Annotated in this window: 19 protein-coding genes; 10 read left to right on the top strand and 9 right to left on the bottom strand. The window is 70.6% G+C overall.

Annotated features, from left to right (window positions below):
• Window positions 1-1,239, top strand: a complete 1,239-nt coding sequence (locus tag PKF00_RS14345; RefSeq protein ID WP_271217984.1) for a (Fe-S)-binding protein — start codon at window positions 1-3, stop codon at window positions 1,237-1,239.
• A gap of 176 nt (window positions 1,240-1,415) precedes the next feature.
• Window positions 1,416-2,147 carry an IclR family transcriptional regulator gene (locus PKF00_RS14340; RefSeq protein ID WP_425582287.1) on the top strand — a complete coding sequence of 244 codons (732 nt, stop codon included), beginning with the start codon at window positions 1,416-1,418 and terminating at the stop codon, window positions 2,145-2,147.
• Between the two features lie 149 nt (window positions 2,148-2,296).
• On the opposite strand, the gene PKF00_RS14335 is transcribed toward PKF00_RS14340, so the two are convergent.
• A complete protein-coding gene (locus PKF00_RS14335; protein ID WP_271217982.1) occupies window positions 2,297-3,220 on the bottom strand; it encodes an SPFH domain-containing protein in 924 nt (307 codons plus the stop codon).
• Window positions 3,221-3,418: 198 nt separating this feature from the next.
• Here PKF00_RS14335 and PKF00_RS14330 point away from each other — a divergent pair, with 198 nt between their 5' ends.
• The 6 genes from PKF00_RS14330 (at window position 3,419) to PKF00_RS14305 (ending at window position 11,088) form a co-directional block, all read left to right on the top strand.
• Window positions 3,419-4,606 (top strand): sensor histidine kinase, encoded by a 1,188-nt coding sequence (locus PKF00_RS14330; protein ID WP_271217981.1) that lies wholly within the window; start codon window positions 3,419-3,421, stop codon window positions 4,604-4,606.
• Window positions 4,603-5,292: a response regulator gene (locus PKF00_RS14325; protein ID WP_271217980.1), complete on the top strand. Its 690-nt coding sequence runs from the start codon at window positions 4,603-4,605 to the stop codon at window positions 5,290-5,292. The genes PKF00_RS14330 and PKF00_RS14325 overlap by 4 nt, the downstream gene beginning before the upstream one ends.
• 385 nt (window positions 5,293-5,677) lie before the next feature.
• On the top strand, window positions 5,678-7,681 hold the full coding sequence (locus tag PKF00_RS14320; RefSeq protein WP_271217979.1) for an MMPL family transporter: 2,004 nt from the start codon (window positions 5,678-5,680) through the stop codon (window positions 7,679-7,681).
• 62 nt (window positions 7,682-7,743) lie between these two features.
• A complete protein-coding gene (locus PKF00_RS14315) occupies window positions 7,744-8,574 on the top strand; it encodes a hypothetical protein (RefSeq protein WP_271217978.1) in 831 nt (276 codons plus the stop codon).
• A gap of 847 nt (window positions 8,575-9,421) precedes the next feature.
• Entirely contained in the window at window positions 9,422-9,991 is a 570-nt protein-coding gene (locus tag PKF00_RS14310; RefSeq protein WP_271217977.1) for an RNA polymerase sigma factor, read from the top strand.
• Window positions 9,988-11,088 carry a CU044_5270 family protein gene (locus tag PKF00_RS14305; protein WP_271217976.1) on the top strand — a complete coding sequence of 367 codons (1,101 nt, stop codon included), beginning with the start codon at window positions 9,988-9,990 and terminating at the stop codon, window positions 11,086-11,088. The genes PKF00_RS14310 and PKF00_RS14305 overlap by 4 nt, the downstream gene beginning before the upstream one ends.
• A gap of 888 nt (window positions 11,089-11,976) precedes the next feature.
• Here the strand turns inward: PKF00_RS14305 and PKF00_RS14300 are convergent.
• The gene (locus PKF00_RS14300) at window positions 11,977-12,855 is read right to left on the bottom strand and encodes a sigma-70 family RNA polymerase sigma factor (RefSeq protein ID WP_271217975.1); all 879 of its coding nucleotides are present in this window, start codon (window positions 12,853-12,855) and stop codon (window positions 11,977-11,979) included.
• A gap of 82 nt (window positions 12,856-12,937) precedes the next feature.
• On the opposite strand from PKF00_RS14300, the gene PKF00_RS14295 reads away from it, so the two are divergent.
• Complete coding sequence (locus tag PKF00_RS14295) at window positions 12,938-13,387, top strand: carboxymuconolactone decarboxylase family protein (RefSeq protein WP_271217974.1); 450 nt, start codon at window positions 12,938-12,940, stop codon at window positions 13,385-13,387.
• A 633-nt stretch (window positions 13,388-14,020) separates the two neighbouring features.
• On the opposite strand, the gene PKF00_RS14290 is transcribed toward PKF00_RS14295, so the two are convergent.
• The 7 genes from PKF00_RS14290 to miaA all read right to left on the bottom strand — a co-directional run bounded on the left by PKF00_RS14290 (window position 14,021) and on the right by miaA (window position 21,950).
• Window positions 14,021-14,692, bottom strand: coding sequence for an HNH endonuclease family protein (locus PKF00_RS14290; RefSeq protein ID WP_271217973.1), 672 nt, complete (start codon window positions 14,690-14,692; stop codon window positions 14,021-14,023).
• Between the two features lie 52 nt (window positions 14,693-14,744).
• Window positions 14,745-15,566, bottom strand: coding sequence for a 3-hydroxyacyl-CoA dehydrogenase family protein (locus tag PKF00_RS14285; protein ID WP_271217972.1), 822 nt, complete (start codon window positions 15,564-15,566; stop codon window positions 14,745-14,747).
• Window positions 15,567-16,234: 668 nt separating this feature from the next.
• Window positions 16,235-16,597, bottom strand: coding sequence for a phosphomannose isomerase type II C-terminal cupin domain (locus tag PKF00_RS14280; protein WP_271217971.1), 363 nt, complete (start codon window positions 16,595-16,597; stop codon window positions 16,235-16,237).
• A 105-nt stretch (window positions 16,598-16,702) separates the two neighbouring features.
• Window positions 16,703-17,461, bottom strand: coding sequence for an SDR family NAD(P)-dependent oxidoreductase (locus PKF00_RS14275; protein WP_271217970.1), 759 nt, complete (start codon window positions 17,459-17,461; stop codon window positions 16,703-16,705).
• 223 nt (window positions 17,462-17,684) lie between these two features.
• Entirely contained in the window at window positions 17,685-19,961 is a 2,277-nt protein-coding gene (locus tag PKF00_RS14270) for a tetratricopeptide repeat protein (protein WP_271217969.1), read from the bottom strand.
• A 157-nt stretch (window positions 19,962-20,118) separates the two neighbouring features.
• Window positions 20,119-20,925 (bottom strand): diaminopimelate epimerase, encoded by an 807-nt coding sequence (gene dapF / locus PKF00_RS14265; RefSeq protein WP_271217968.1) that lies wholly within the window; start codon window positions 20,923-20,925, stop codon window positions 20,119-20,121.
• A gap of 119 nt (window positions 20,926-21,044) precedes the next feature.
• On the bottom strand, window positions 21,045-21,950 hold the full coding sequence (miaA, locus tag PKF00_RS14260) for a tRNA (adenosine(37)-N6)-dimethylallyltransferase MiaA (protein ID WP_271217967.1): 906 nt from the start codon (window positions 21,948-21,950) through the stop codon (window positions 21,045-21,047).
• A 75-nt stretch (window positions 21,951-22,025) separates the two neighbouring features.
• Here miaA and PKF00_RS14255 point away from each other — a divergent pair, with 75 nt between their 5' ends.
• Window positions 22,026-22,400, top strand: coding sequence for an antitoxin (locus PKF00_RS14255; RefSeq protein ID WP_271217966.1), 375 nt, complete (start codon window positions 22,026-22,028; stop codon window positions 22,398-22,400).
• Window positions 22,401-22,476 lie beyond the last annotated feature (76 nt).

Raw genomic sequence — 22,476 nt, 5'->3', positions numbered from 1 at the left:
ATGGACCCCGAGCTGATCGGCGACTGCGTGCACTGCGGGTTCTGCCTTCCCGCCTGCCCGACCTACGTTCTGTGGGGCGAGGAGATGGACTCCCCTCGCGGTCGGATCCACCTCATGAAGCAGCATGTCGAGGGCACGCCCCTGACACCGGAGATGGCCGGGCACTTCGACGCCTGCCTGGGATGCATGGCGTGCGTGCCCGCCTGTCCCTCAGGGGTGAGGTACGACCGGCTGATCGAGCAGACGCGGGCCGAGGTCGAACGGACCCAGGTCAGACGGCCCGAGGACAGGGCGCTGCGGGCCCTGATCTTCCAGCTGTTCCCCTACCCCCGGCGGCTGCGCGCGATGCGGCTGCCGCTGCGGCTCAGCGCGGGACTGCGCCGCCGGATCGCGCCGAGGCTGGAGCGGGTCAACCCGTCCCTGGCCGCGATGGCCGACCTCGCTCCCCCGGCCCCCGCCAGGATACGGCTGCCGCGCAGGGTCACGGCCAGGGGCAGGCGCAGGGCCACGGTCGGGATGCTCACCGGATGCGTTCAGGGCGAGTTCTTCCCCCAGGTCAACGCCGCCACGGCCAGAGTGCTGGCGATGGAGGGCTGCGAGGTGGTCATCCCGCCGTCGCAGGGCTGCTGCGGAGCCCTGTCGCTGCACTCGGGGCGGCGGGAGCAGGCCGAGCGGTTCGCCAGGCGGACGATCGCGACCTTCGAGCGCGCGGGCGTGGACACGGTCGTGGTCAACGCCGCCGGCTGCGGATCGACCATGAAGGAGTACGCCGACCTCCTCGACGGCGAGTGGGCGCAGCGGGCGCTGGCCATCAGGACCGTCGACCTGGCGGAGTTCCTCGTCGCGCTCGGCCCCGTGGCCGAACGGCATCCGCTTCCGCTCACCGTGGCCTACCACGACGCCTGTCACCTGGCGCACGCGCAGGGAATCAGGTCGGAGCCCCGCGCGCTGCTGACCGCCGTCCCCGGCCTCCGGCTGAAGGAGATCGCCGAGTCGTCGATCTGCTGCGGTTCCGCGGGCACCTACAATCTCCTTCAGCCGGAGGCGGCCCGCGACCTCGGGAACCGCAAGGCGGAGCGGGTGCTGGCCACCGGCGCCGACCTGCTGGTCTCCGCCAACCCCGGCTGCACCATGCAGATCGCCTCGGCCGTCCGTCGCCTCGGCGCCGGACCGATCGCCGTCGCGCACACCGCCCAGGTGCTGGACGCCTCGCTGCGCGGCCTGACGGGGGTGCCGTGAACGCGGGGTCGGGGCGTTCCGGCCATCCGATCGACGAGCACGGAGGTAGCGTGAACGCTGAGTTTCCCGAGGACCGTCCAGACACGCCACGTGCCGGACGGACGAGCGGCGCCCCCGCGGGCGAGCGGGACGCGGGAGGCCCCGGCAGGGGCGGGGCGGGAGCCGCAGGCGGCACGGTGCAGTCCGTCGACCGGGCGCTGGACGTGCTGGAGGCGCTGGCCGAGCGGGGCGGGGAGGCGGCCCTTTCCGAGATCGCGGCAGGGACCGGCCTGCCGTACGGGACGATCCACCGGCTGCTGCGCACCCTGCTCTCCCGCGGTTACGTGCGTCAGGAGTCCGACCGCCGCTACGCACTGGGCGGCGCGCTGGTACGGCTGGGCGGGGTGGCCGAGCGCATGGTCGCCACCTGGGCGCAGCCGTACCTGGTGAGGATGGTCGAGCTGTCCGGCGAGACGGCCAACCTGGCGGTGATGGAGGGCGACTTCGTCGTCTACGTCGCCCAGGCGCCCTCGCCGCGGAGGCTGCGGATGTTCGCCGAGGTCGGCAGGCGGGTGCTGCCGCACAGCACCGCGGTGGGGAAGGTCCTCATGGCGGACCGGACCGACGACGACGTGGCGTCGCTGGTCGAGCGGACCGGCATGCCCGCGCGGACCGCCAACACGATCACCGACCTCCCCGGCATGCTGGCCGAGCTGCGTCGGGTCCGGGAGCGGGGGTACGCCCTCGACCTGGGCGAGGAGGAACTCGGCGTGCACTGTCTGGCGGTGGGGGTGCACGACGGCGGACGGACGATCGCCGCCATGTCGGTCTCCGGCCCGGCCGAGCGGATCGAGGCACTCGACCGGGAGGACCTCGCGGAGGGCATGCGGAAGATCGCACACGACTTCGGCTCCGAACTGGGCCTTTGAGCTCTGGGTATTTGAGCTTCGAGGCCGGCTCGCCTTCGTCGTGTCCGCCGCCTGGAGCGCCGACGGGGCGGGCGGCGGCAGGGCGGCGACGCCGGACGGGCCGGCGCCCGCCGACGGCGCGCGACCCGGCGGACGCCCCCGCCCGCCGTCTAACGGCCCTGCGGAGTGATGTTGAGGTTGCTGCCCTGCGGGATCGGGACCACGGAGACCTGGCCCTTCTGGATGGCCTGCCAGAGCACGGCGCCCTGCGGCCCCAGAACCCTGACGAGGTCCTTGATGGACTCGATCTCGGTGCGGACCTTGGCGTTGCGCTGGGTCTGGGCGACGTTCTCGGCCTTGGCCGCCTGCTCGGAGGCGAGGGCGTTCACCAGCGCCTCCGGCGGCTCGGGCTTCTGGATGGTCAGGGAGATGTCACCGCACTCGCCGCTGCCCGTGTAGTTCTGGTTGCAGAAGTAGTCGGCGCCGCCGGTCTCCTCGATGAACTGCCTGGCCAGCACGCCGACCCTGGCCTCCCAGGCCTGCTTCACCTTGGGGTCGTTGAACAGTCCGCGCCACTCGAACTCCTGTGACGCGGCGTCCATCGCGCGGTCGAGCGGCACCCGCATGTAGATGTTGAGCATCCGCCTCCAGCCCTCCGACTCGCCCTCCTCGTAGTAGGCGCGGAACTTCAGCCCGATCTTCTCGTGGAAGCGCTGCAGCGTCTTGCAGTCGGTGTTCAGCGTGAACGTCGCCACCCCCGACACCGTCATCTCGACGTTGTCCTTGGAGACGACCGACAGCGGCTTGGACTCCGCGTCACTGGCTCCGGAGAAGTCGAAGGTCCGCTGGCCGAACGGGTAGGAGTACCCCGTGTCCCCGGGACCGAGCAGCGTGGCGCCGCTCGAGGGGTTGATGCACCTTTCGAACTTGATGGCCTCGAACATGCCGCCGGCGTAGTGCAGGACCACCTCGTCGGGCTGGGTGCTCACCCGCGAGCACCCGCTGAGGAACAGGCCGCACACCACCAGCACGGGCACCGCCAGCAGATATCCTCTGAGCCGTCTCCGTTTGGCTTCCGGCTTCTTCGTGCTCATCCCTCATCCTTTACGCCCGCTTCACACCCGTTTCGTCGAAGGCGGATCTTATTACCCCCGTGTCACGAGCGGGGACGGCGAGTGAGAGCTGTGACTAGGAAGGTATGGGCGGGAGACCGTGACGTCCACGACTCGACGTAGGGGGGAATACGCTCCCACGCCGACGACAGGGAAGATCCGATTTCCTAGGCTGGCAAGGTGAGACGCAGGCAGATCGAGGACGCGTTGATGGCCGCCGGGGCCGTGACGCTGCTGATCTTCGGCACCCAGGTGGCCGCTCAGACCAGGGTGCCGCCGTTCAAGCCCCTCGACGCACCCGCCTACCTGCTGCTGGTCGTCGCGGGCCTCGCCCTGGCGGGCCGGGCGCGCTTTCCCGTCGCGGTCCTCGCGACCACCCTGGGATGCAGCGCCGCCCTGGCCGCCCTGCACTACCCCTACGGCCCGGTCTTCCTGACGCTCGTCGTCGCGCTCTACACCGTCACGGTTCACCGGTCGCTGCCGCACGGCGTGGCGGCGTTCACGCTGGGCGGGGCGGCGCTGACCGCGGCGGACCTCGTCAGCGGCGGCGCGCCGTCCAACGCCGTCGTCTGGTACAGCTCGATGCTGATCCCGTACGGCGTCGGCCTCATCGTGCGGGCGAACACGCGGGCCAGGCTCGCCACCGCGGAGGCCGAGTGGGAACAGACCCTGCGCAGGGCACAGGAGGAACGGCTCGCGATCGCGAGGGAGATCCACGACGTGCTCGGCCACAGCCTCACCCTGATCAACATGCGGGCCGGAGTCGCCCTGCACGTGGCCGCCCGCAGGCCCGACCAGGCGCTGGAGGCGCTTGAGACGATCAAGAGAACCAGCGGGGACGCCCTGAGAGAGCTTCGCGCCACCCTGGAGGTCGTGCGCGACCGGGCGCCGAGCGCGGGTCTCGACGGGCTCGGCGCCCTGGTCGCGTCCATGGACAGCACGGGAGTGACGGTCGAGCTGACCGTCCTCGGCGCGTCCGGGGACGTCCGCCCCGCCGTGGGCCACGCGGTCTACCGGATCGTCCAGGAGTCCCTGACCAACGTGTTGCGCCATTCGGGCGCGAGAAGGGCGACGGTGACCGTGGACCACGGCCCCGAGGCGACCACCGTCGAGATCGCCGACGACGGGACCGCCCTCGACGGTCCCGAGGGCAGCGGCATCTCCGGGATGCGCGAGCGGGCGGCCGCCCTGGGCGGCGCTCTCACCGCGGGCCCCCTGAGCGGAGGCGGCTTCGCCGTGCGGGCCCGGTTTCCTGTGACACGAGAAGGGGTTTCGGCGATGGGAGAGACAGGACAGTCCCGGCACGGCACCTCGCCGTGTCCACGCGAGGACTCACCATGTCCGCGCGAGGAGAGTGCGGAGCGGTGAGGAGGGGCGAGGACCGGGCGGCGACGCGGACGCCGGCGATCCGAGTGGTGATCGTGGACGACCAGTCACTGATCCGCATCGGGCTCCGGGTGCTCGTGGAGACCGAGGACGACCTGGAGGTCGCGGGCGAGGCGGGCGAGGGACGCGCGGCGGTCGAGCTGGTCAGACGGGTCAGGCCCGACGTGGTGTTGATGGACATCCGGATGCCGGGGACGGACGGGCTCACCGCGCTCAGGGAGATCGTCGCCGACCCGGCGCTCACGGGCGTCAGGGTGGTCATGCTGACGACGTTCGAGATCGACGAGTACGTCTTCGAGGCCCTCAGGGACGGGGCGAGCGGGTTCCTGATCAAGGACGCCGAACCCGAGGAGGTGCTGCGAGCCATCAGGGTGGTCGCGGCGGGAGCGTCGCTGCTGTCGCCCACGGTGACGCACAGGGTGATCGGCAGGTTCGCCTCCCGCTCCGCGCCGGTCACACCGCACGAACGGCTCTCCGAGCTCACCGAACGCGAGCGCGAGATCCTCGGTCTGGTCGGCGGCGGTCTGTCCAACGACGAGATAGCGATCCGCCTGGTGGTCAGCCCCGCGACGGTCCGCACCCACGTGGGCCGCGCCATGGTGAAACTACAGGCCAGGGATCGCGCCCAGCTCGTGGCGATCGCCTACCGGTCGGGACTCGTACGGTGAGACACATGACCTGACGGACCGGCGGCGTCACGCGGAGGGACGCGCGGGCAGGTCGCACGGCGGGCGACCGGGTCGCACGGCGGACAGACCGGCCACACGGGACAGGCGGCGCACACGACAAACACCGCACGGGGACAGGCGGCGCACACGACAGACACCGCACGGGGACAGGCGGCGTACAGGGACAGGCGGCGCACATGACAGACAGGTGAAGCACGAGAGACGGAAGGTCCGCCGTACGACAGGCAGATGCCGGCTCCGTACGACAGGCGGACGAGCGCACGAGAGACCCGCAGGGCGACGAGTCCGTACGGCGAGACACGTAGACCGAGGGCCGATGTGACGCTGACGACACGCGTAGCAGCGTGCCGAGAAGCTCAGCCGCATGAGATTCCTCACCGGCAGACGATCGAAATGGGCGGTCCTGCTCGTCTGGGCGGCGCTGGCGATGAGCGTCGCCTCGCTCGCCCGGCACGCCAACGACGTCACCGACAACAACATCGCCGAGTTCACCCCGGCGGCCGCCGACTCGTCCAAGGTCAGGGAGCTTCTGGCCAAGGAGACCTCTGGCCAGGACATGCCCGCCGTCGTCGTCTACGTCCGCGACAGCGGGATCACCCCCGCCGACCGGGCCAGGGCGGAGCACGACCTTCCCGGAGTCCGTCCGATCCCCTCCGCCGACGGCAGGGCCCTGCTCGCCGTCCAGCCGGTGAACGGCGCCGACGACGGCACGGCCTACGACACGCTGACCGCGATCAGGCAGCGAGTGGGCAAGGACGTGCCGGACGGCCTGAAAGTCGCGGTGACCGGACCCGCCGCCTTCTACGTCGACGGCGCGGACGCCTTCCTCGACGCCGACCTCACGCTGCTGCTGGTCACCCTCGCCGCAGTGGCGGTGTTCCTGCTGCTCATCTACCGCAGTCCGGTGCTGTGGCTGCTCCCGCTGCTCGCGGCCTGCCTGGCGACCGGGGTCTCCCAGGGCCTGGTCTACCTGCTGGTTCAGGGGACCGGCCTCGTCGTCACCGGCATGGGGCTGGGCATCCTCACCGCCCTGGTCTTCGGCGCGGGCACCGACTACGCGCTGCTGCTGATCGCCCGCTACCGCGAGGAACTGCGCGCGCAGGGCGACCGGCACCTGGCGATGGCCACGGCGCTGCGGGCGACACTGCCGGTTCTCGCCGCCTCGGCGGCGACCGTGCTGCTCGGCGTCTGCTGCCTGCTCGTGGCCGACATGCGTTCAAGCGCCAGCCTGGCTCCTGTGGCGGCGGTGGGCGTGGTGTGCGCCTTCGCGGCCATGACGACGCTGCTGCCCGCGCTGCTGCTCGTGTTCGGCCGCTGGATCTTCTGGCCGCTGGTCCCCCGCATCGGATCGGTCGCCCGCGAGGGGCTGTGGAGCCGGGCAGGCACGTTGGTCTCCCGGCGTCCCCGGGCCGTGTGGGCGGTCACCGTGCTCGGTCTCACCGCGTTGTGCGCCGGGCTCGCAGGAGCGCGGATCGGGATCCCGGGCACCGAGGCCTACACCTCGCCCCCGGAGTCGATCGTCGGCCAACGGCTGCTGTCCGACCATTTTCCCGGCGGCATGTCCGCCCCGATCGAGGTGATCGCAGAAAGCGGGCACGCGGCCCGGATCGCGAGAACCCCCGGGGTGGCCCGGATCGTCTCGGCCACGCCGTACGGCGACCGGACGCGTTTCCGGGTGGCGCCGACCGACCCACCGGAGAGCGAGCGGGCCGAGCAGACGGTTCTGCGGTTGCGGGAGATCCCCGGCGCACTGGTCGGCGGGCAGAGCGCACAGCAACTGGACACCGCTCTGGCCCAGCAGCGCGACCTGCGTCTGGTGGTGCCGCTCGCGCTGGCGGTCATCCTGGTCGTCCTGGTGCTGCTGCTCCGGTCGATCCTCGCACCCCTGCTGCTGGTCGCCACGGTGGTGCTCTCCTTCGGCACAGCGCTCGGCGCCGGATGGCTGATCTTCGACCGGATACTGGGCCTTCCCGCCCTGGGATTCGACGCGATCCTGCTGGGGTTCGTCTTCCTGGTCGCACTCGGCGTCGACTACAACATCTTCCTCGTCCACCGCGTCCGTGAGGAGGTCTCACGCACCGGCGACCATCGGCGAGGCGTGCTGAGCGGGCTGGCCCACACCGGGCCTGTCATCACCGGGGCCGGTCTCGTGCTGGCAGCCACGTTCACCGCGCTCACCGTGCTGCCGCTGGTGTGGGCGGTGGAGTTCGGACTGATCGTCGCGGTCGGAGTGCTGATCGACACCTTTCTGGTCCGGTCGGTGCTGGTTCCGGCACTGCTGCTGGACATCGGGGAACGCGTCTGGTGGCCGTCCCGCCCAGGCGGAGAGAGAGCCCGTCCCCGTCCTGCCCGGACACTCGTCCGGTGACCCTGGCGGCACCATGCGGGATACCAGTGTTTCGCAAGTGAACGCTGGAAGACTCCGGCGCCATGGGAGTCTTCGATTTTCTGCGGGCCAGACGGCTCCGGCGCGGCCCCACGCTGCTGCTGCCGTCCTCTGCCACTCCTTGGAAGGTGCTGGAAACGGTCCGGCAGCACAGTCCGGAGGCGACAGCGCAGGACCGAAGGATCATGATCGGCAAGCAGCTACGGCTCAGCGGCCCCTTCACGGTGACCAGGAAGTCGGCGTTACTCGCCGGCATTCCCGTCGGCTGGCCGGTGGCCTACGTGGTGGAGCTCCTGACCCCGGACAGCGATATCAACCCGGCCGCGATCACAGCCGGGCTGGCCCAGCGTCTCGGTGGCCTCTGTTGCCCCCACACGCAGGACCGCTCGCCCGACCTGTTCGCCATCACCGGGCGGGCGTTGCCCGTCGGGCGCCTGTCAGAGCTCCTTCCCGGCTCACGACCGAGGGCGATCGCCGGGGTGGACATCACCCTGCTGGCCAACGGCTGGAGCCCACTGGAGATCACTTTCTGCGGCGGAGAGGACGGGGAGATGGACTACGAGGTGTCAGTGGGACGCGGGCCGGTAACCCCTGCCCTCGTCGAGGCAGCCGAGCGCCTGGCCATGTCGATCGGCGAGGCGTCCCATGGCGTGGTCCGCGACCACAACGGTTTCCTGCTCCGTCCTTCCGCGACCGGCCGTCTCCCACACGGCACAGCCACCCCGGACTCCCGCCAGACGCCCCCGCCCCTGACTCCCCAGACCCCCCTGCCCCTGGCTCCCCTGCCCCTGACTCAGAACACAGTCATCCCAGATTCCGGCCTGACCTACCCGCCGCGGACTCCCCAGGACATGGTCACCCGGACTCCTGCCTGACAACCCGGGTTCCCCAGAACACGACCACTCCGGAGCCCGGCCAGACGTGCCAGATTCCTTTGGGCGTGGTGATGTGCCCCGAGAGCTGAGCGTGCTGATGTGACCGGGAACGCTCACCGGGTCGCGCACTGGGTGCGACGTCGATCCGTGCGGCGTCACCGCTCGCCGTACCGACGCTCTGAGCGGCGACAACCCGGTGAAGGGGTAGGGTCGCCGCGGCAGTGCCCGGTACCCCGATCCTCTACCGGGCGTGCCCACGCCAGGCAGGTGTGACCCACGCCAGGCAGGTGTGACCCACGCCAGGCCGCACGCCCATGCCAGGCAGATGCGGCCTGAGCTGGGCGTGCGGCCTGGACCAGGCAAGTGCCGCCTGGACCGGGCAGATACGCCCTGGACCGGCAAGTGCGACCCGCGCCAGGCAGGTGCGGCCTGAACCGGGCGAGTGCGGCCCGAACCGGGCAGGTACGGCCCGAACCGGGCAGGTACGGCCCGAACCAGGCAGGTACGGCCTGGACTGACAGGTGCGACCCGCGCCAGGCAGGTGCAGCCTGACCAGGCAAGTGCCGCCTGAACCGACAGGTGCGACCCACGCCAGGCGAGTGCGGCCTGACATGGCAGGTGGCCGGAGGTCGGAATTCTCCTCGTCCAGACCAAGGCGGAGAGCGCAGAGCGGAGAGGCCGTCTTCTGGCAGGCCACGGCGAAAGGAGAAGGGGTGCGAAAGGGAAAGATCACCTGGAACCGGATGGTGGCGAGCGGCGGAGTAGGGGGTGTGGGCGCGAGCGCGCCCCGGAAGGGACTCCCTGAGATGACTGGACGAAACGGGTGGTGACACTGCCCCTCACCCATATGGCAGGAACGCACACGCCCCCCTCGCCCTCCGATGACGCGGCGCTGATCGAGGAGTCGCTGGCGGATCCCGACAGATTCGCCGGACTCTTCGACCGGCACGCCGATGAGATCTACCGATATGCCGCTCGGCGGCTGGACGACGTCACCACGGCCGAGGATGTGACGGCCGAGACGTTTCTCGTCGCCTTCCGCAAGCGAAAGCGCTACGACCTGAGCAAGGCCGACGCCAGACCCTGGCTGTACGGCATCGCCTCGAACCTGATCTCTGGACACCGCAGGTCCGAGGTCCGCAGGCTCAAGGCATTGGCCCGGCAGGCCCCGGAACCGCCTGCTGGGTTCGAGGAGCGCAGTGCGGAGCGGGTCACCGCCGACCGCCTCCGACCCGCGCTCGCCGCCGCCCTCACCGGTCTCCGATCCGCCGAACGGGACCTACTCCTGCTGGTCGCCTGGACCGACCTGACCTATGAGAAGGCAGCGCAGGCACTTGGCGTCCCGGTCGGGACCGTACGGTCCAGGCTCTCCCGCACCCGCACCAAGATCCGCCGCTTCCTGGAGTCACACGTATGAACAACGACGAGATCCAACTGGTGGCCGACATCCGCCCGGACGCGCCGCCGTACGACCGTGAGGCGAGGAACGCGGCCAAGCGGAGGCTGGTCGCGGCCGCCGGGACACGCGAGCCGCGGTGGCGCAGGTCGTACACGCTGGCGCTGGCCGGAGCGCTCGCTGTGGCGGTCGGCACGACGGCAGTGGTGACGGCGCAGGCGCCGGGCGGGGAGACGAACAGGCAGGACGGCGGCACCCAGGCGGTCGTCGCGCTGCCCGAGATCTCTCACATGTCCGCGCACGAGGTGCTCGGCCGGGCCGCGCACGCCGCGCGTGACGAGCTCGATCCGCGTGACGACCAGTTCGTCAAGGTGGAGTCGCAGACGATGTACGGCGCGTTCGGGGAACTGGTCACCAACGACAAGGGGGAAACGTCCCCGGAGACGCGGTATCTCTACCGGACCAAGCGGGCGATCTGGCAGTCCGCCAACGGGGAGAAGGCCGGTGTGCTGAAAGTCGAGAACCTCGAGCCGCGCGTCTATCCCGGCTGGCCCATCCCGCAAAGCGCGTACAAACGGCGCGACGACGGATGGACCAGGTTGCCGATCTGCGAGAAGCCGCCCGCCTACCTGCGCAACGACTACGCGAGCTTGAAGAAGCTGCCCACCGACGCCGACGGGATGCGCGCCCACCTCTACACGGGAGACCGCGGCGGCGACTCCAAGGACGAGGCCGCATGGGCCGCGGCAGGTGACATGCTGCGGGAGAACTACGTGCCCGCCGCCCAGCGCGCGGCGCTGTTCAAGGCCATCGGGACGATTCCCGGCGTCGACGTCATGGAGAACGCCGAGGACGCGGCGGGTCGTAAGGGCATCGGCGTCGGCCGGGTCTCCGCGGGCGTCAGAGAGGACCTGATCTTCGATCCGACCACCTACGAGCTCCTGGGCGAGCGGGGCGTCGTCGTGGACGAGAAGGAGGCCAAGTCCCCGGCGGGCAGCCTGGTCGCCTCGACCGCGCAGCTCTCCGTCAGCGTGGCCGACTCCCTCCCCGAGGAGACCCCTGAGGCATCCGACGGCGTGTCCGTCGTGCTGGACGGCAAGGAGGTCAGCTGCAACTGACCCCGGCAGGAGAGGCTCCTGCCCTCCGACGGAGGGTTGGCTGCCCTGTCAAGGGAGGCTCCCCTCTCGGGAAGGGACTCGGCTACCCCGCCAGGGAGGCTCCCACCCTCCGGTGGAGACTCGGCTGCCCCACCGGGAGACTCTCACCCTCCAATAGAGGCCCAGCTGCCCGTCGGGGAGGCTCCCATCTTCCAGGAGAGACTCGGCTGCCCCATCAGGGAGGCTCCACCGGGAGAGGCCCGGCTGCCTGTCAGGGAGGCTCCACCCTCCGGTGGAGACTCGGCTGCCCGTCGGGGAGGCTCCACCTTCCAGGAGAGGCCCGGCTACCTCGCTGGGGAGGCTCCCACCCTCCGATGGAGGTCTGACGGTTTCCGTTCCCGCGAAGGTCCTGGCCGGTCGGCATGTTCCGACCGGCCATTCAGCGGGAGCCTCGACGGTTCGGCACGAAAACCGAGCCGGGCAGTGGAAAACCTCGACGCATGACGCTCACCTGCCGACAACCACCTCACCCGGCGTATGACGCCCGTCTAGCGACACCGAGCAATGCGCAGAACCTGTGGATCAGCTCGGGAGGACGCGCCTTCCGGAGTGATTGATCGACAGGTCGCCGAAAAGGCCGGTGCTCGCAGCACTGGCCGGGAAGGCGTGTCCGTGCTCAGCGCAGTGAACGACGGCGACAGCACCGCCAACAGCTCTTCCTTACTCGACGAGATCGTCCGGCCGGAGCCCGCTTCGAACGCGGCCACCTCGTCGAACGCCCCGCAGCCCACGCAGCCTGTTCGAACGCGGCCACCTTGTCGAACGCCCCGCAGCCCACGCAGCCTGATACAGGTAACGATCCACAGATCTTGGCCGCCCGCGCCGGCGGCGACCCGCCTTGGCAGTGACTCACCACGGATCCGGCAGGTTCATCGACGCGAGCTTGGCCGGATCGGCCACGACCGTAATGTCGGTGATCCGGCTGTCGGCGACGGTGAACGCGATGACCGAGAGCGGAGTGCCGTCCTCACGCCACGACGCGAACCCGGGGAGGCCGTTGACGAGCACCCCTCGCCCCCATCCGGCTGCGTCGGCGGCCAGCTGCGCGCCGGCGGCGACCCGGGTGGCGCCGAGGGTGACGACCACACCGTCAGGGGTGTCGGTGGTCAGCCTCACCTCGGGGTCGAGCACGCGCAGCAATCCCTCGAAGTCGCCGCGGCGAGCCGCTGCCAGGAACGCCTGGACGACCTCGCGCTGCTCCCGTCCGGCGGGCGTCGGCTGACCGGTCGCCTGCACCTTCCTGCGGGCGCGGCTGGCGAGCATCTTGGTGGCGTTGGTGGACTTGCCGAGGATCTGACCGATCTCGTCGAACGGCACCGCGAACAGGTCGTGCAGCACGAACGCCAGCCGCTCGTTCGGCCGCAGCGACTCCAGGACGACCAGGAGCGCGAGTCCGACCGAGTCGGCGAGCGCCATGTCGTCTTCTGGCGCGAGGCCGTCGTCGAGCGTCACCACGAGGTCGGGCAACCGGTCGTCGTAGGACGCCTCCGGGTGGGTCTGGCGCGATCGCAGGACGTCCAGGCTGATCCGGCCGACCACCGTGGTCAGCCAGCCGGCGAGGTTGTGGATGGTCGCCGTGTCCTGGCGGGAGAGCCGCAGCCAGGCCTCCTGGACCACGTCCTCGGCGTCGGCGTGCGATCCGAGCATGCGGTGGGCGACCGCGCGCAGACGGTCGCGCTGGGCCTCGAACGTCTCGGCCACGAGGTCCGCCGGGCTGGTGTCGGGCATGTTGTTACCTTTCTCGGATCTGCTCCGTCATGGAGATGACGAGCCCGGAAGGGCACAGGTAACCGATGAAGGAGCAAGACTGATGGAAGCACGCATGAAGAGCCCGGCGAACGCCGACGTGATGACGGCGATCCAGCACCTCTACAAGGCGATTCACGCCGGTGGCGTCGACCCGCGCGTACTCGGACTGGTCCACCTGCGAGCCAGCCAGATCAACGGCTGCAGCCCGTGCGTCTTCGCCGGAGTCGCGGCGGCCAAGAAGCACGGAGAGACCGATGAGCGGCTGCACAACGTGGTCACCTGGCGCGAGACGCCCTTCTTCACCGAGGCGGAGCGGGCAGCGCTCGCGCTGACCGAGGCCGCCACCCGGATCCAGGACGGCGCGCCAGGAGTGACCGACGAGATCTGGGACGCCGCCGCCGCCCACTTCGACGAGAAGCAGCTGGCCGCGATCAACCTGGAGATCGCGATGACCAACTTCTTCAATCGGATCAACCGCACGAACCGGGAGCAGGCCGGCAAGACCTGGTGAGCCGGGCGGGGTGTCATCCGCCCGGAGGCCGGGCCGCCTCCCCGCAATCAACGGATGACGCCCCTGCAGACCGAGGCGCCGAGCTCCCGATCTGCACGATCCTGAAGGGGGATCGCGAGTTGGCGCCGGCGATGTACGCGGACACCGTGGCAGGTCGTCGAGATTCAGAACTTCTCAACGAAGCCGATCGGATCTCGGGGACCGCAGCATTCGCGACAGACGCGCCGCCCCACGGGTCTTGACCGTTCCTCACCGACGCCTGTCCCGGTCGCCCGGCCAGAAGGGCCGGCTGAGCGATGGGGACACCTCGCCAACGCGCGGCCGGACCGGCCAGCGGGAAGACTGCCCTGCCCCGGCACGGACAGCGGTTCGTCACCCACGCGGCGCGAGACCCCGCCGGCCGCTACCCCCTCGCCGCGCGGTGTCGCACGACAACAGGTCGTCATCCCAGGTCGGCGTCGCTGTTCATGGCGACGCCGACCTGGCGAACCCCGGTAAGCCACCCGGCGAACACCAGGAACGGGAACACTCCGCAGACACGACACCGGCCCGTCGGCGACCGCCCCAACCACTCGGCACGAAACCCGGGCCGGGACCGGACGGAGGTCGGTCTGGCGGGACGGGAGGGGGTCGTCAGCAGGTCTTGAGGGCGGTCTGCATCGCATCCTTCTCCGCAGCCGTCACCCACAGGCCGTACTTGGCCTTCACCTGGATCTGGCGTGAGGCGTAGGAGCACCAGTAGGTGCGGCGCGGCGGCATCCAGGTGGCGGCGTCACCGGCGCCCTTCTGGCTGTTGAGGGGGCCGTCGACGGCCAGCAGGTTCAGCGGGTCGTTGGCGAGTTCCTTGCGCTTGCTCTCCGACCACTGCTGCGCCCCCTTCTGCCAGGCGTCGGCCAAGGCGACCACGTGGTCGATCTGCACCGCCGAGCTGGTCTTCTGGCCGCGCTCGAACTTGATGGTCCTGCCGCTGTAGGGGTCGTCAAGGGTGCCGGTGAGCACGATGCAGTCGTGGGTGCCCTGCTTGAAGGTCTCGTCCTTCAGATCGCGCTTGAGGATGTCGTTGCGGGTGTCGCAGCCGTTGTGGTCGACGTCGGACCAGGCGGGACCGAACTGATCGCGGTCGAACCCGGTCATCGGGGCGCGCCCCTTGACCTGCAGCTTGTTCAGGTCTTTGAGTGCTTCGGCGGAGGACTGCCCCTTGGGGGCGGACGAGTCACTGCCCGCCTGCCCCGCGAGGCCACAACCGGTCAACGTGAACGCGATCGTCGCGGCGATCGCACCTCGTCTCAGCGCCGACCGCACCATGCCACCCCTTATCCGTATTCACCAGCTACGAAGTGGCAAATTACCCGACAGATCAGTTCCAATCATAAAAGCCACGCCCAGTCTTACGGCCGAGCTCTCCAGCGGCCACCTTCCGGCGCAGCAGCCCCGGCGGCTCGAAGCGCGGGCCGAGCCGCTCGCACAGGTATTCGGCGATGGCCAGCCGGACATCCAGGCCCACCAGGTCGCTCAGCCTGAGCGGGCCCATCGGGTGGCGATAGCCGAGAACCATGGCCTGGTCGATCTCCTCGGGCGAGGCGACTCCCTCCTCAACCATCCGGATCGCCTCAAGACCGGCCAGAACGCCCAGGCGGGTGGTGGCGAAGCCCGGCGAGTCCTTGATCACCACACCGGTCTTGCCGATTCCGGCCACCCAGGCGCGGATCAGATCCAGGGTCTCCGGTGAGGTGCCGGGGCCGGCCACGACCTCCACAAGTTCCTGGACCGGCACCGGATTGAAGAAGTGCAACCCGACGAACCGCTCAGGCCGTTCCAGCCCCGCGGCCAGTTCGGCGACGGACAAGGAGCTGCTGTTGGTGGCGAGCACCGCCCCGGCCCCGACCGCCGCCTCGGCCTCGGCCAGAACTCTGATCTTGAGCGCCGGGTCCTCGGGCACCGCCTCGACGACCAGGTCGGCGTCGCTCGGCACCGATCCGATCTCCAGTCGTCCCAGCGCCTCCTCCGCGCCGCGGCCCCCTTTGGCCTCGGCGATCCGCAGGCCCTGCGCGATCCGCTCCCGCGCGGCGGCGGCCGTGGCCTCGTTCGCCTCCCTGACCGTGACGTGCGCGTCCGCGGCCAGGAACACCTGGGCGATTCCCGCCCCCATCCGGCCTCCACCGATCACCGCGACCTTCATCCTGCCTCCTCACATCGCCCCAAACGGGCATTCGGCAAGTTACCGGAGTGAACCAGGAAGGTGGTGGACAGGTCTCGGCGCCGGCCACAGCCGCTCGCGACCCGCTCCCCTGAGGGCGCCAGGCTCGCGGCTCGGCAGGGGTTCCACAGCCGGCCCGGCAGGGGGCCAGGCGGCCCGGCGGGGCCGAACGAGTCGACAGGGGGCGGCGGGTCGACAGGGGTTCCACGACCGGCCCGGCAAGAAGCCGAACGGGTCAGCGGGATTCCACAACCGGCCCGGCAGAGGCCAAGCGGCCCGACAGGGGACCGACGGGTCGACAGGGGTTCCACGACCAGTCCGGCAAAGGCCAGGCGGGTCGACAGGGGTTCCACGACCGGCCCGGCAAGAAGCCGAACGGGTCAGCGGGATTCCACGACCAGTCCGGCAGAGGCCAGGCGAGTCGACCGGGGTTTCACGGCCGGCCCGGCAGGGGGCGAACGGGTTGGCAGGGTTCACGGCCGACCCGGTGGGGGGCCAGGCGAGGGCTGTCGCGGGCCTGGGTCGGTCTCGTGCTCTGCCCATGGCAGGCAGGCCAGAGCTCAGACGTCCGGCGGGGTAGGACCCCGGACCCGCAGGGGAGGGGCTCTGCGGGGGTCAGGGGCTTTCGGGTCCGGCGGGGGGAAAGGGGCTCAGGCCCGGCCGTAGGAGTCTTCGAGCCGCTCGATGTCATCCTCGTCGAAGTGACCGAAGGCTATCTCCAGAATCCGGGTGGCCTTTCCCGAGGAGCTGAGACGGTGGGTCTGGCCCGCCCGGATGAGCACACGATCACCGACAGCGGGCTCGATCGACTCACCGTCGATCTCGAACACCGCGCCCGGGTCGAGGGCGACCCAGAGCTCGTCCCTGTGCTCATGCCTCTGCAAGCTGAGCCGCTGTCCCGGCGCAACCTCAATGATCTTCACCGTGGACGTCTCGTTGAGCGTGTAACGCTCGAAACCGCCCCACGGGCGCTCGTCGCGAATGACCGCGCCGAGCCGGTCGATCTCCTGCAAGATGCCTCCTTCCGTTCACCTGAGTAACAGGAACTCTCGCATGCCCGCGTAACAGACGTGCATGTTCCATGAAACCGGATGCTTAACTCAGGTGAGACGATTACCTCAGGTGATGAGGATCCCACCGTCAACCGGGATCACCGCACCCGTGACATAGGAGCCCGCGTCGGAGGCGAGGAAGATCGCCGCCGCGACGAGCTCGGCGGGGTCGCCGGGGCGTCTCATCAGCACCCGGTGTTCGAGCTGCCGGTCCAGGTATCCCTCGGCGTACTGCTCGGTCATCTCGGAGACGAAGAAGCCCGGCTCCAGACAGTTGACCCGGATGCCGCGTCGACCCGTCCACTGCTGGGCCAGGTCGCGGGTGAGCCCGGCGACGGCCGCCTTCGAGGCGCTGTAGGCGGCCTGCGGCAGGCCCATCGTGGTCTCCCCCAGGACGCTGCCGACGTTGACGATGGAGGAGCCCGGCCTCATGACCCGGGCGCAGGCCTGCGCCATCCAGTAGGAGCCGTGCAGGTTGACGTCCACGACCCGGCGGAACTGCTCCGGGGTCTCCTTGAGCGCGGGCACCGCCGTACCGACGCCCGCGTTGTTGACCAGGACGTCCACCGCGCCCAGCTCGGCGACCGCCGCGTCGACCAGGGCCTGGCAGTCCTCGGGACTGGTCACGTCGGTCGCCAGGGCGACGCACCGCCTGCCGGTCTCCTCGACCAGGGCGCGCGTCCGCTCGAGACGGTCTTCGCGACGCGCGCCGATCGCGATGTCCGCCCCCGCCTCGGCGAGGCCCCGGGCGAACGCGACGCCGAGCCCCGAGGAGGCGCCGGTGACGATCGCGACCTTGCCGTCCAGCCGGAATCGGTCCAGCATCCGGGTCCTCCTCTTCGCCGGCTCATCCGGTTGTCCGCGCACATTATCCACGCGAATCCGAAAACGACATTCCAGCGGGAAAGCCGACCGCCCGCGAGGATGATCCTCGCGGGCGGCGTGGTGTCGACGGCGTGGAGGCCTCGAAAGCCTCCGGCCTGAACTCGAAGACCCGGGAGCCTCGAAGCCCCTCGGGGTCTCGGAGGCGGGGCCTTCCGGACGACGGTTACAGGCCGTACTCCTTGACGATGCGCTCGTGCCGCTCCACCTCGACGTCGACGGCCTTGGCCAGGTCGAGCCAGGCGAGAGGGTGGACCCAGCGCTCGGTCGCGTCGTCGAGCAGCGCGTCCACCTCGACCGGCGTGACGTCCGGCGGAACCGCGATCCAGCCGAACACTCCGGGCAGTCTCTCGCCCGAGGTCGGGTGCGTCACGGTGTAGTTGTCGTCGCTGTAGACCCACATCGGCCAGCCGCGCTCGGCCATGACCTCGTTGAACTCGGTCCAGTCGGCCTCGCTGGGAGCGGCGCCGTCGAAGAACCAGCTGGTGTAACCGCCGGGGCGGAGCATGCTGACCGCGGCGAACGGCGGGATGAACCCCTCCTGCTCCTCCTCGCTCTCCGGGATGGGCTCCAGCAGCTGCGGGTCGAAGACGACCAGGTCACCGGCGTTGTACTCCATTCCGGGAGGCTGCGGAATGGCCAGGCGGGCCGTGGCGGGGCCGGTCCGCAGGCTGATGACCGAACGCTGGCTGCCGTCGGGAGCGGGCAGGATGATGCGCACCAGGCCCATTTCCTCCTCGATCGGCCCCTCGGTCGACTGCAGCGGCATGCCGAGCTTGGCGGTGCCCGCGCGAACGGTCTCCCAGTCCTCCGCGGCCGTGGCCATGGTGATCATCCGCCAGACGTCCTCCGGCTCGATCTCCTCGGAGTCGAGGAGATCGCGCAGGATCGCGGCGCCCTTGGCGTTGTCGCCGCTCTGCTGCACGGCGGCCGACCACAGCCGGCTCGCCTCGATGCCCGCACCTGCGGCGACCGCCGCCTCCCCCTCGGCCGCGGCCTGCTCCCAGCGTTCCCTCGCGCGGTGCAGGCGACCCAGGGCCAGGTGACGCTGAGCCTCGGGCAGTCGCTGCGCCATCTGCTCCAGGCGCTCGTCCTGGCGTGCCTCGATCAGCAGGCCGGTGAGGTAGGAGACGTCCTGCGCCTCGGCGGCGTCGAGGTCGCCCGACTCGACCAGCATGGTCCAGTAGATGTCGGCGCCCCTGGCCGGGTATCCGAGGAAGCCCAGCGTGGTGGTGTGCCTGCGGGTGGCGGGCAGGTCGTGCCCCGACAGCGGGGTCAGCCAGTCGACCCAGCGCTCGGGGTCGGCGTTGAAGCCGTCGGCGGCGTCGAAGTACTCGACCAGCTCGGCCTCGGGGCCCGGGGCCTCCGGCTGGACGGCGTTGTCGGCCGCGGCGCGCAGCGCGGCGACCCGCTCGGCGACGTCACCGGGGTTCCTGAGCTCGCCCGCGGCGGACTCGGCGATGTCGGCCAGCAGCCTGGCCTGCCAGACGCCCTGCCTGCTGACCGCCAGGTCCCCGGCGACGAGCGCCAGCTCGACCCTGGTGTGGTAGCCGCCCATCATGGCGAAGTAGTCGATCCACTGCTTGAGCACCCGGCCGAGCTGCCAGGTGTTGGTGATCCGCGCGGACCCGGCGAGCTCGCGGACGGCCCGCGCCCACTCGGCCCAGTCACGCGGGTGGTCGCCGACCACGTCGAGGTCGGGCAGGGCGTCGACGGACTCCTGGGGCCTTCCCAGGGTGGCGAGCACGAGCGAGCGCAGCACGCCTTCGCGGTGCGCCTTGGCGACGGGGTCGTCGGGCTTGAAGCCGGTGGCGGCGTCGAGCGCGGTGAGCGCGTCCTCGGCGCGGCCTGCGGCCAGGAGCGCGCGGGCCGAGGCGGCGCCCAGCTCCCAGCTCGCCTCACGGCCTGCGGCGCCCAGTTTCGCCACGGCGGACTCGGCGTGGGTGACCGCCTCGTCCGCTCTGCCCGCGTCGACCAGTGCCGCGACGTACTGCTCGGCGACCGCGGAGAAGGCCAGCGAGGCGGGCTCGACCTCGAGGGCCTCGAGAGCCGCGAGCCGCTCGGCCGCGTAACCGGGGCCGTCGGTGTTCGCCTGGGTGAGAGCCAGCGCCGTCGTGGCGCCGGGAGCGCCGGGGCAGTCACGGACGTCGTCGCGCCCGGCGAACTCGACCAGCGTCTCCGCGTCGGCGATGGCGACCGCGCCCTGGGCGCGGTCGCCGATGCGGCCGATCAGGTGCCAGTAGCGGGCGTAGAACTCCAGCCAGGGCAGCCCCAGGTTCTGCGCCTGCTGTGCGATGGCCGGCGCGAGCACGTCGAGCTGCGAGTATCGGCCCTCCAGCGCCTGCGCGGGCACGTCGCCGATCGCCATGGCCAGGCCGGTGTTCCCGGCTTCGTGCAGTTGCCGCTGGGTGTCGCCCACCCAGGCCCAGATGTCCACGTCCATGAGACGTCAGTCTGCCAGGTCGGCGACCATGCCCCAAACGACTCGGCTGTCCCGCTTGACGGAGCGATTCGACCAGTTCAGTGGAGTTCGCCTCATCCGACCTCGAAGACGCCGCCTTCCGGTCGTCGGGACTCGGAGGATCTTCCGGTCGCCGGGCTCAGAGATTCAGCTCGCCCGAGGCGACCAGCACCGCGGGGCCCGCGAGATAAGTGGTGTGCTCGTCGAGGGTGACGGTGACCGTGCCGCCCAGAACCTCGACCGTCCAGGTGCCGGTGGACTCCCCCGCCAGGCGAGCGGCCGCCACGGCCGACGCGACCGCGCCGGTGCCGCAGGAACGCGTCTCTCCCGAACCTCGCTCGAAGACCCTCATCACCACCCGGCGCTCCCCCACCGGGTTGAGCAGCTCGATGTTGACTCCCACGGGGAAGACCGCGGGGTCGAAGGCGGGCTGGTGGGTCAGGTCGAGCTGGGCGACCGGGTCTCCGATGACGCACGCCAGGTGGGGGTTGCCCATGTCGACGTGGACGCCGTCGTACCGCCTGCCCGTCACGGTCGTGGTGCTGTCGCCCAGGACCCGGGCCGGGCCCATCTCGACGGTCACGTCGCCGGTCTCCGCCAGCCGTGCGCGCTTGACGCCCCCCCTGGTCGCGATCCCGAACTCGCCCGCGTCCGCCAGCCCGGCGTCGACCAGGTAACGGGCGAAGACCCGCACGCCGTTGCCGCACATCTCGGCGACGCCGCCGTCGGCGTTGCGGTAGTCCATGAACCACTCGGCCTCACCGGCCTGGTCGGCGACCTCGGGGCTGAGCTTCGTGCGCATCACGTGCAGCACTCCGTCGGCGCCGATCCCCGCGCGCCGGTCGCACATCGCGGCGACGCGCGCCGCGGAGAGCTCCAGCTCACCGTCAGGATCGGGGAGGATCACAAAGTCGTTCTCGGTGCCGTGCCCCTTGACGAATCGCATGCCCCAACTCTATCCCCGCACCTCGGCCCCCCTCGACCTGCGACCGGCCCCCCGCTGCGCGGCCGGGCGGCGGAGGGCGACGGTCGACGCCGTCCTTCCGACGGCCGTCCCGGCCGGGGTCAGCGGGACAGCGTCGCGAGCGCCCTGCCGAGAAGGTCCGGCGCCTGCTGGGGCAGCCAGAGCACCCGGGGATCGCGCCGGAACCACGACTCCTGGCGGCGGACGAACCTGCGGGTGGCGCGGATCGTCTCCTCCTTGGCCTGTTCCTCACTCCACTCCCCCTCGAGGAAGCGCAGAACCTGGGCGTAACCGAGCGCGCGGCTGGCTGTCCTGCCCTCGGCGAGTCCGCGCGCGGCCAGGCCTCTGACCTCCTCGACCAACCCGGCCTCCCACATGCGCTCGACCCGGGCGGCGACCCGCTCGTCCAGAACCTCCCTCGGCACCTCGACCCCCAGCTGCACGCTGTCGTAGACCGCGTCGTACGACGGCATCGTGGCCGAGAACGGCCGCCCAGACAGCTCGATGACCTCCAGCGCGCGGACGATCCTGCGGCCGTTGCCGGGGAGGATCGCCTCGGCCGCCCTCGGGTCGCGCTCGCGAAGCCGTTCGTACAGCGGGGCGGTGCCCGCGCGTTCGAGCTCCGCCTCCAGTCTCGCGCGGATCTCCGGATCCGTGCCGGGAAACTCGAGGTCGTCGAGCGCGGCCCGCACGTAGAGCCCGGACCCGCCGACCAGGATCGGCACGATCCCCCGCGCCCGCAGGTCGTCGATCAGCGGGCGGACCAGTGACTGGTACTCGGCGACGCTCGCCGCCCTGGTCACGTCCCAGATGTCGAGCAGGTGGTGCGGCACCCCGCGCCGCTCCTCCCGGGTGAGCTTCGCCGTGCCGATGTCCATTCCCCGGTAGAGCTGCATGGAGTCGGTGTTGATGACCTCACCCTCCAGTTCGAGGGCCAGGTCCACGGCGAGGTCGGACTTCCCCGCGGCGGTGGGGCCGATGACGGCGATGACTGGTAGCTGACGCACGGTGATAAGTGTGTCAACTCTCTGGGTATGCATGGGATGACGATGCTTCGTCGCATCGGATCGGGGGTCTTACCCATGTCGATCTTCGACAAGGTCAAGAGCTTGCTCGGCGAACACGGCACCAAGGCCGAAGAGCTCGCCAAGCAGGGCGTCGACCAGGCGGCGCGGAAAGCCAAGGAAAAGACCGGCGGCAAGTACGACGAGCACATCGACACAGCGGCGGCCAAGGCCAGGGAGATGACCGACAGGATCGACGGTCAGAGCGACCCGGCACAGGCTCCCGGCCGGACCGGCCCTCACGGAGCCCACGACGACGCCTCCGCGGCCTCCGGCCACGGTGATCCGTACGGAGGCACAGGCCCTTCGGGAACTCCCGGCGGGAACGTCCCCCACCGGGCCCCTGACGACGAGCCCCCTCCTCCTTCGACGGGCAGGCCGGACGCGCCCTGAGCGCCGGGACCTGGGTCGCCCACCGGATCGAGGAGGCTCACCGCAGCTCGGGTTCACGCCGCCGGAAGGCGATCGC

This window comes from Streptosporangium carneum, assembly GCF_027922005.1.
Classification (GTDB): domain Bacteria; phylum Actinomycetota; class Actinomycetes; order Streptosporangiales; family Streptosporangiaceae; genus Streptosporangium; species Streptosporangium carneum.
The sequence above is the reverse complement of the archived record's forward strand: the minus strand, read 5'-3'. Positions and strand labels throughout refer to the sequence as shown.

Excerpts from the sequence above, each read along its gene's own strand:
- PKF00_RS14270 (WP_271217969.1), bottom strand. The coding sequence starts at position 19,961 with ATGGACGTGGACATCTGGGCCTGGGTGGGCGACACCCAGCGGCAACTG.
- PKF00_RS14300 (WP_271217975.1), bottom strand. The coding sequence starts at position 12,855 with ATGCCCGACACCAGCCCGGCGGACCTCGTGGCCGAGACGTTCGAGGCC.
- PKF00_RS14335 (WP_271217982.1), bottom strand. The coding sequence starts at position 3,220 with ATGAGCACGAAGAAGCCGGAAGCCAAACGGAGACGGCTCAGAGGATAT.
- PKF00_RS14255 (WP_271217966.1), top strand. The coding sequence starts at position 22,026 with ATGTCGATCTTCGACAAGGTCAAGAGCTTGCTCGGCGAACACGGCACC.
- PKF00_RS14320 (WP_271217979.1), top strand. The coding sequence starts at position 5,678 with ATGAGATTCCTCACCGGCAGACGATCGAAATGGGCGGTCCTGCTCGTC.
- PKF00_RS14310 (WP_271217977.1), top strand. The coding sequence starts at position 9,422 with ATGGCAGGAACGCACACGCCCCCCTCGCCCTCCGATGACGCGGCGCTG.
- dapF (WP_271217968.1), bottom strand. The coding sequence starts at position 20,925 with ATGCGATTCGTCAAGGGGCACGGCACCGAGAACGACTTTGTGATCCTC.
- PKF00_RS14315 (WP_271217978.1), top strand. The coding sequence starts at position 7,744 with ATGGGAGTCTTCGATTTTCTGCGGGCCAGACGGCTCCGGCGCGGCCCC.
- PKF00_RS14305 (WP_271217976.1), top strand. The coding sequence starts at position 9,988 with ATGAACAACGACGAGATCCAACTGGTGGCCGACATCCGCCCGGACGCG.
- PKF00_RS14290 (WP_271217973.1), bottom strand. The coding sequence starts at position 14,692 with ATGGTGCGGTCGGCGCTGAGACGAGGTGCGATCGCCGCGACGATCGCG.
- PKF00_RS14295 (WP_271217974.1), top strand. The coding sequence starts at position 12,938 with ATGGAAGCACGCATGAAGAGCCCGGCGAACGCCGACGTGATGACGGCG.
- PKF00_RS14285 (WP_271217972.1), bottom strand. The coding sequence starts at position 15,566 with ATGAAGGTCGCGGTGATCGGTGGAGGCCGGATGGGGGCGGGAATCGCC.
- PKF00_RS14345 (WP_271217984.1), top strand. The coding sequence starts at position 1 with ATGGACCCCGAGCTGATCGGCGACTGCGTGCACTGCGGGTTCTGCCTT.
- PKF00_RS14275 (WP_271217970.1), bottom strand. The coding sequence starts at position 17,461 with ATGCTGGACCGATTCCGGCTGGACGGCAAGGTCGCGATCGTCACCGGC.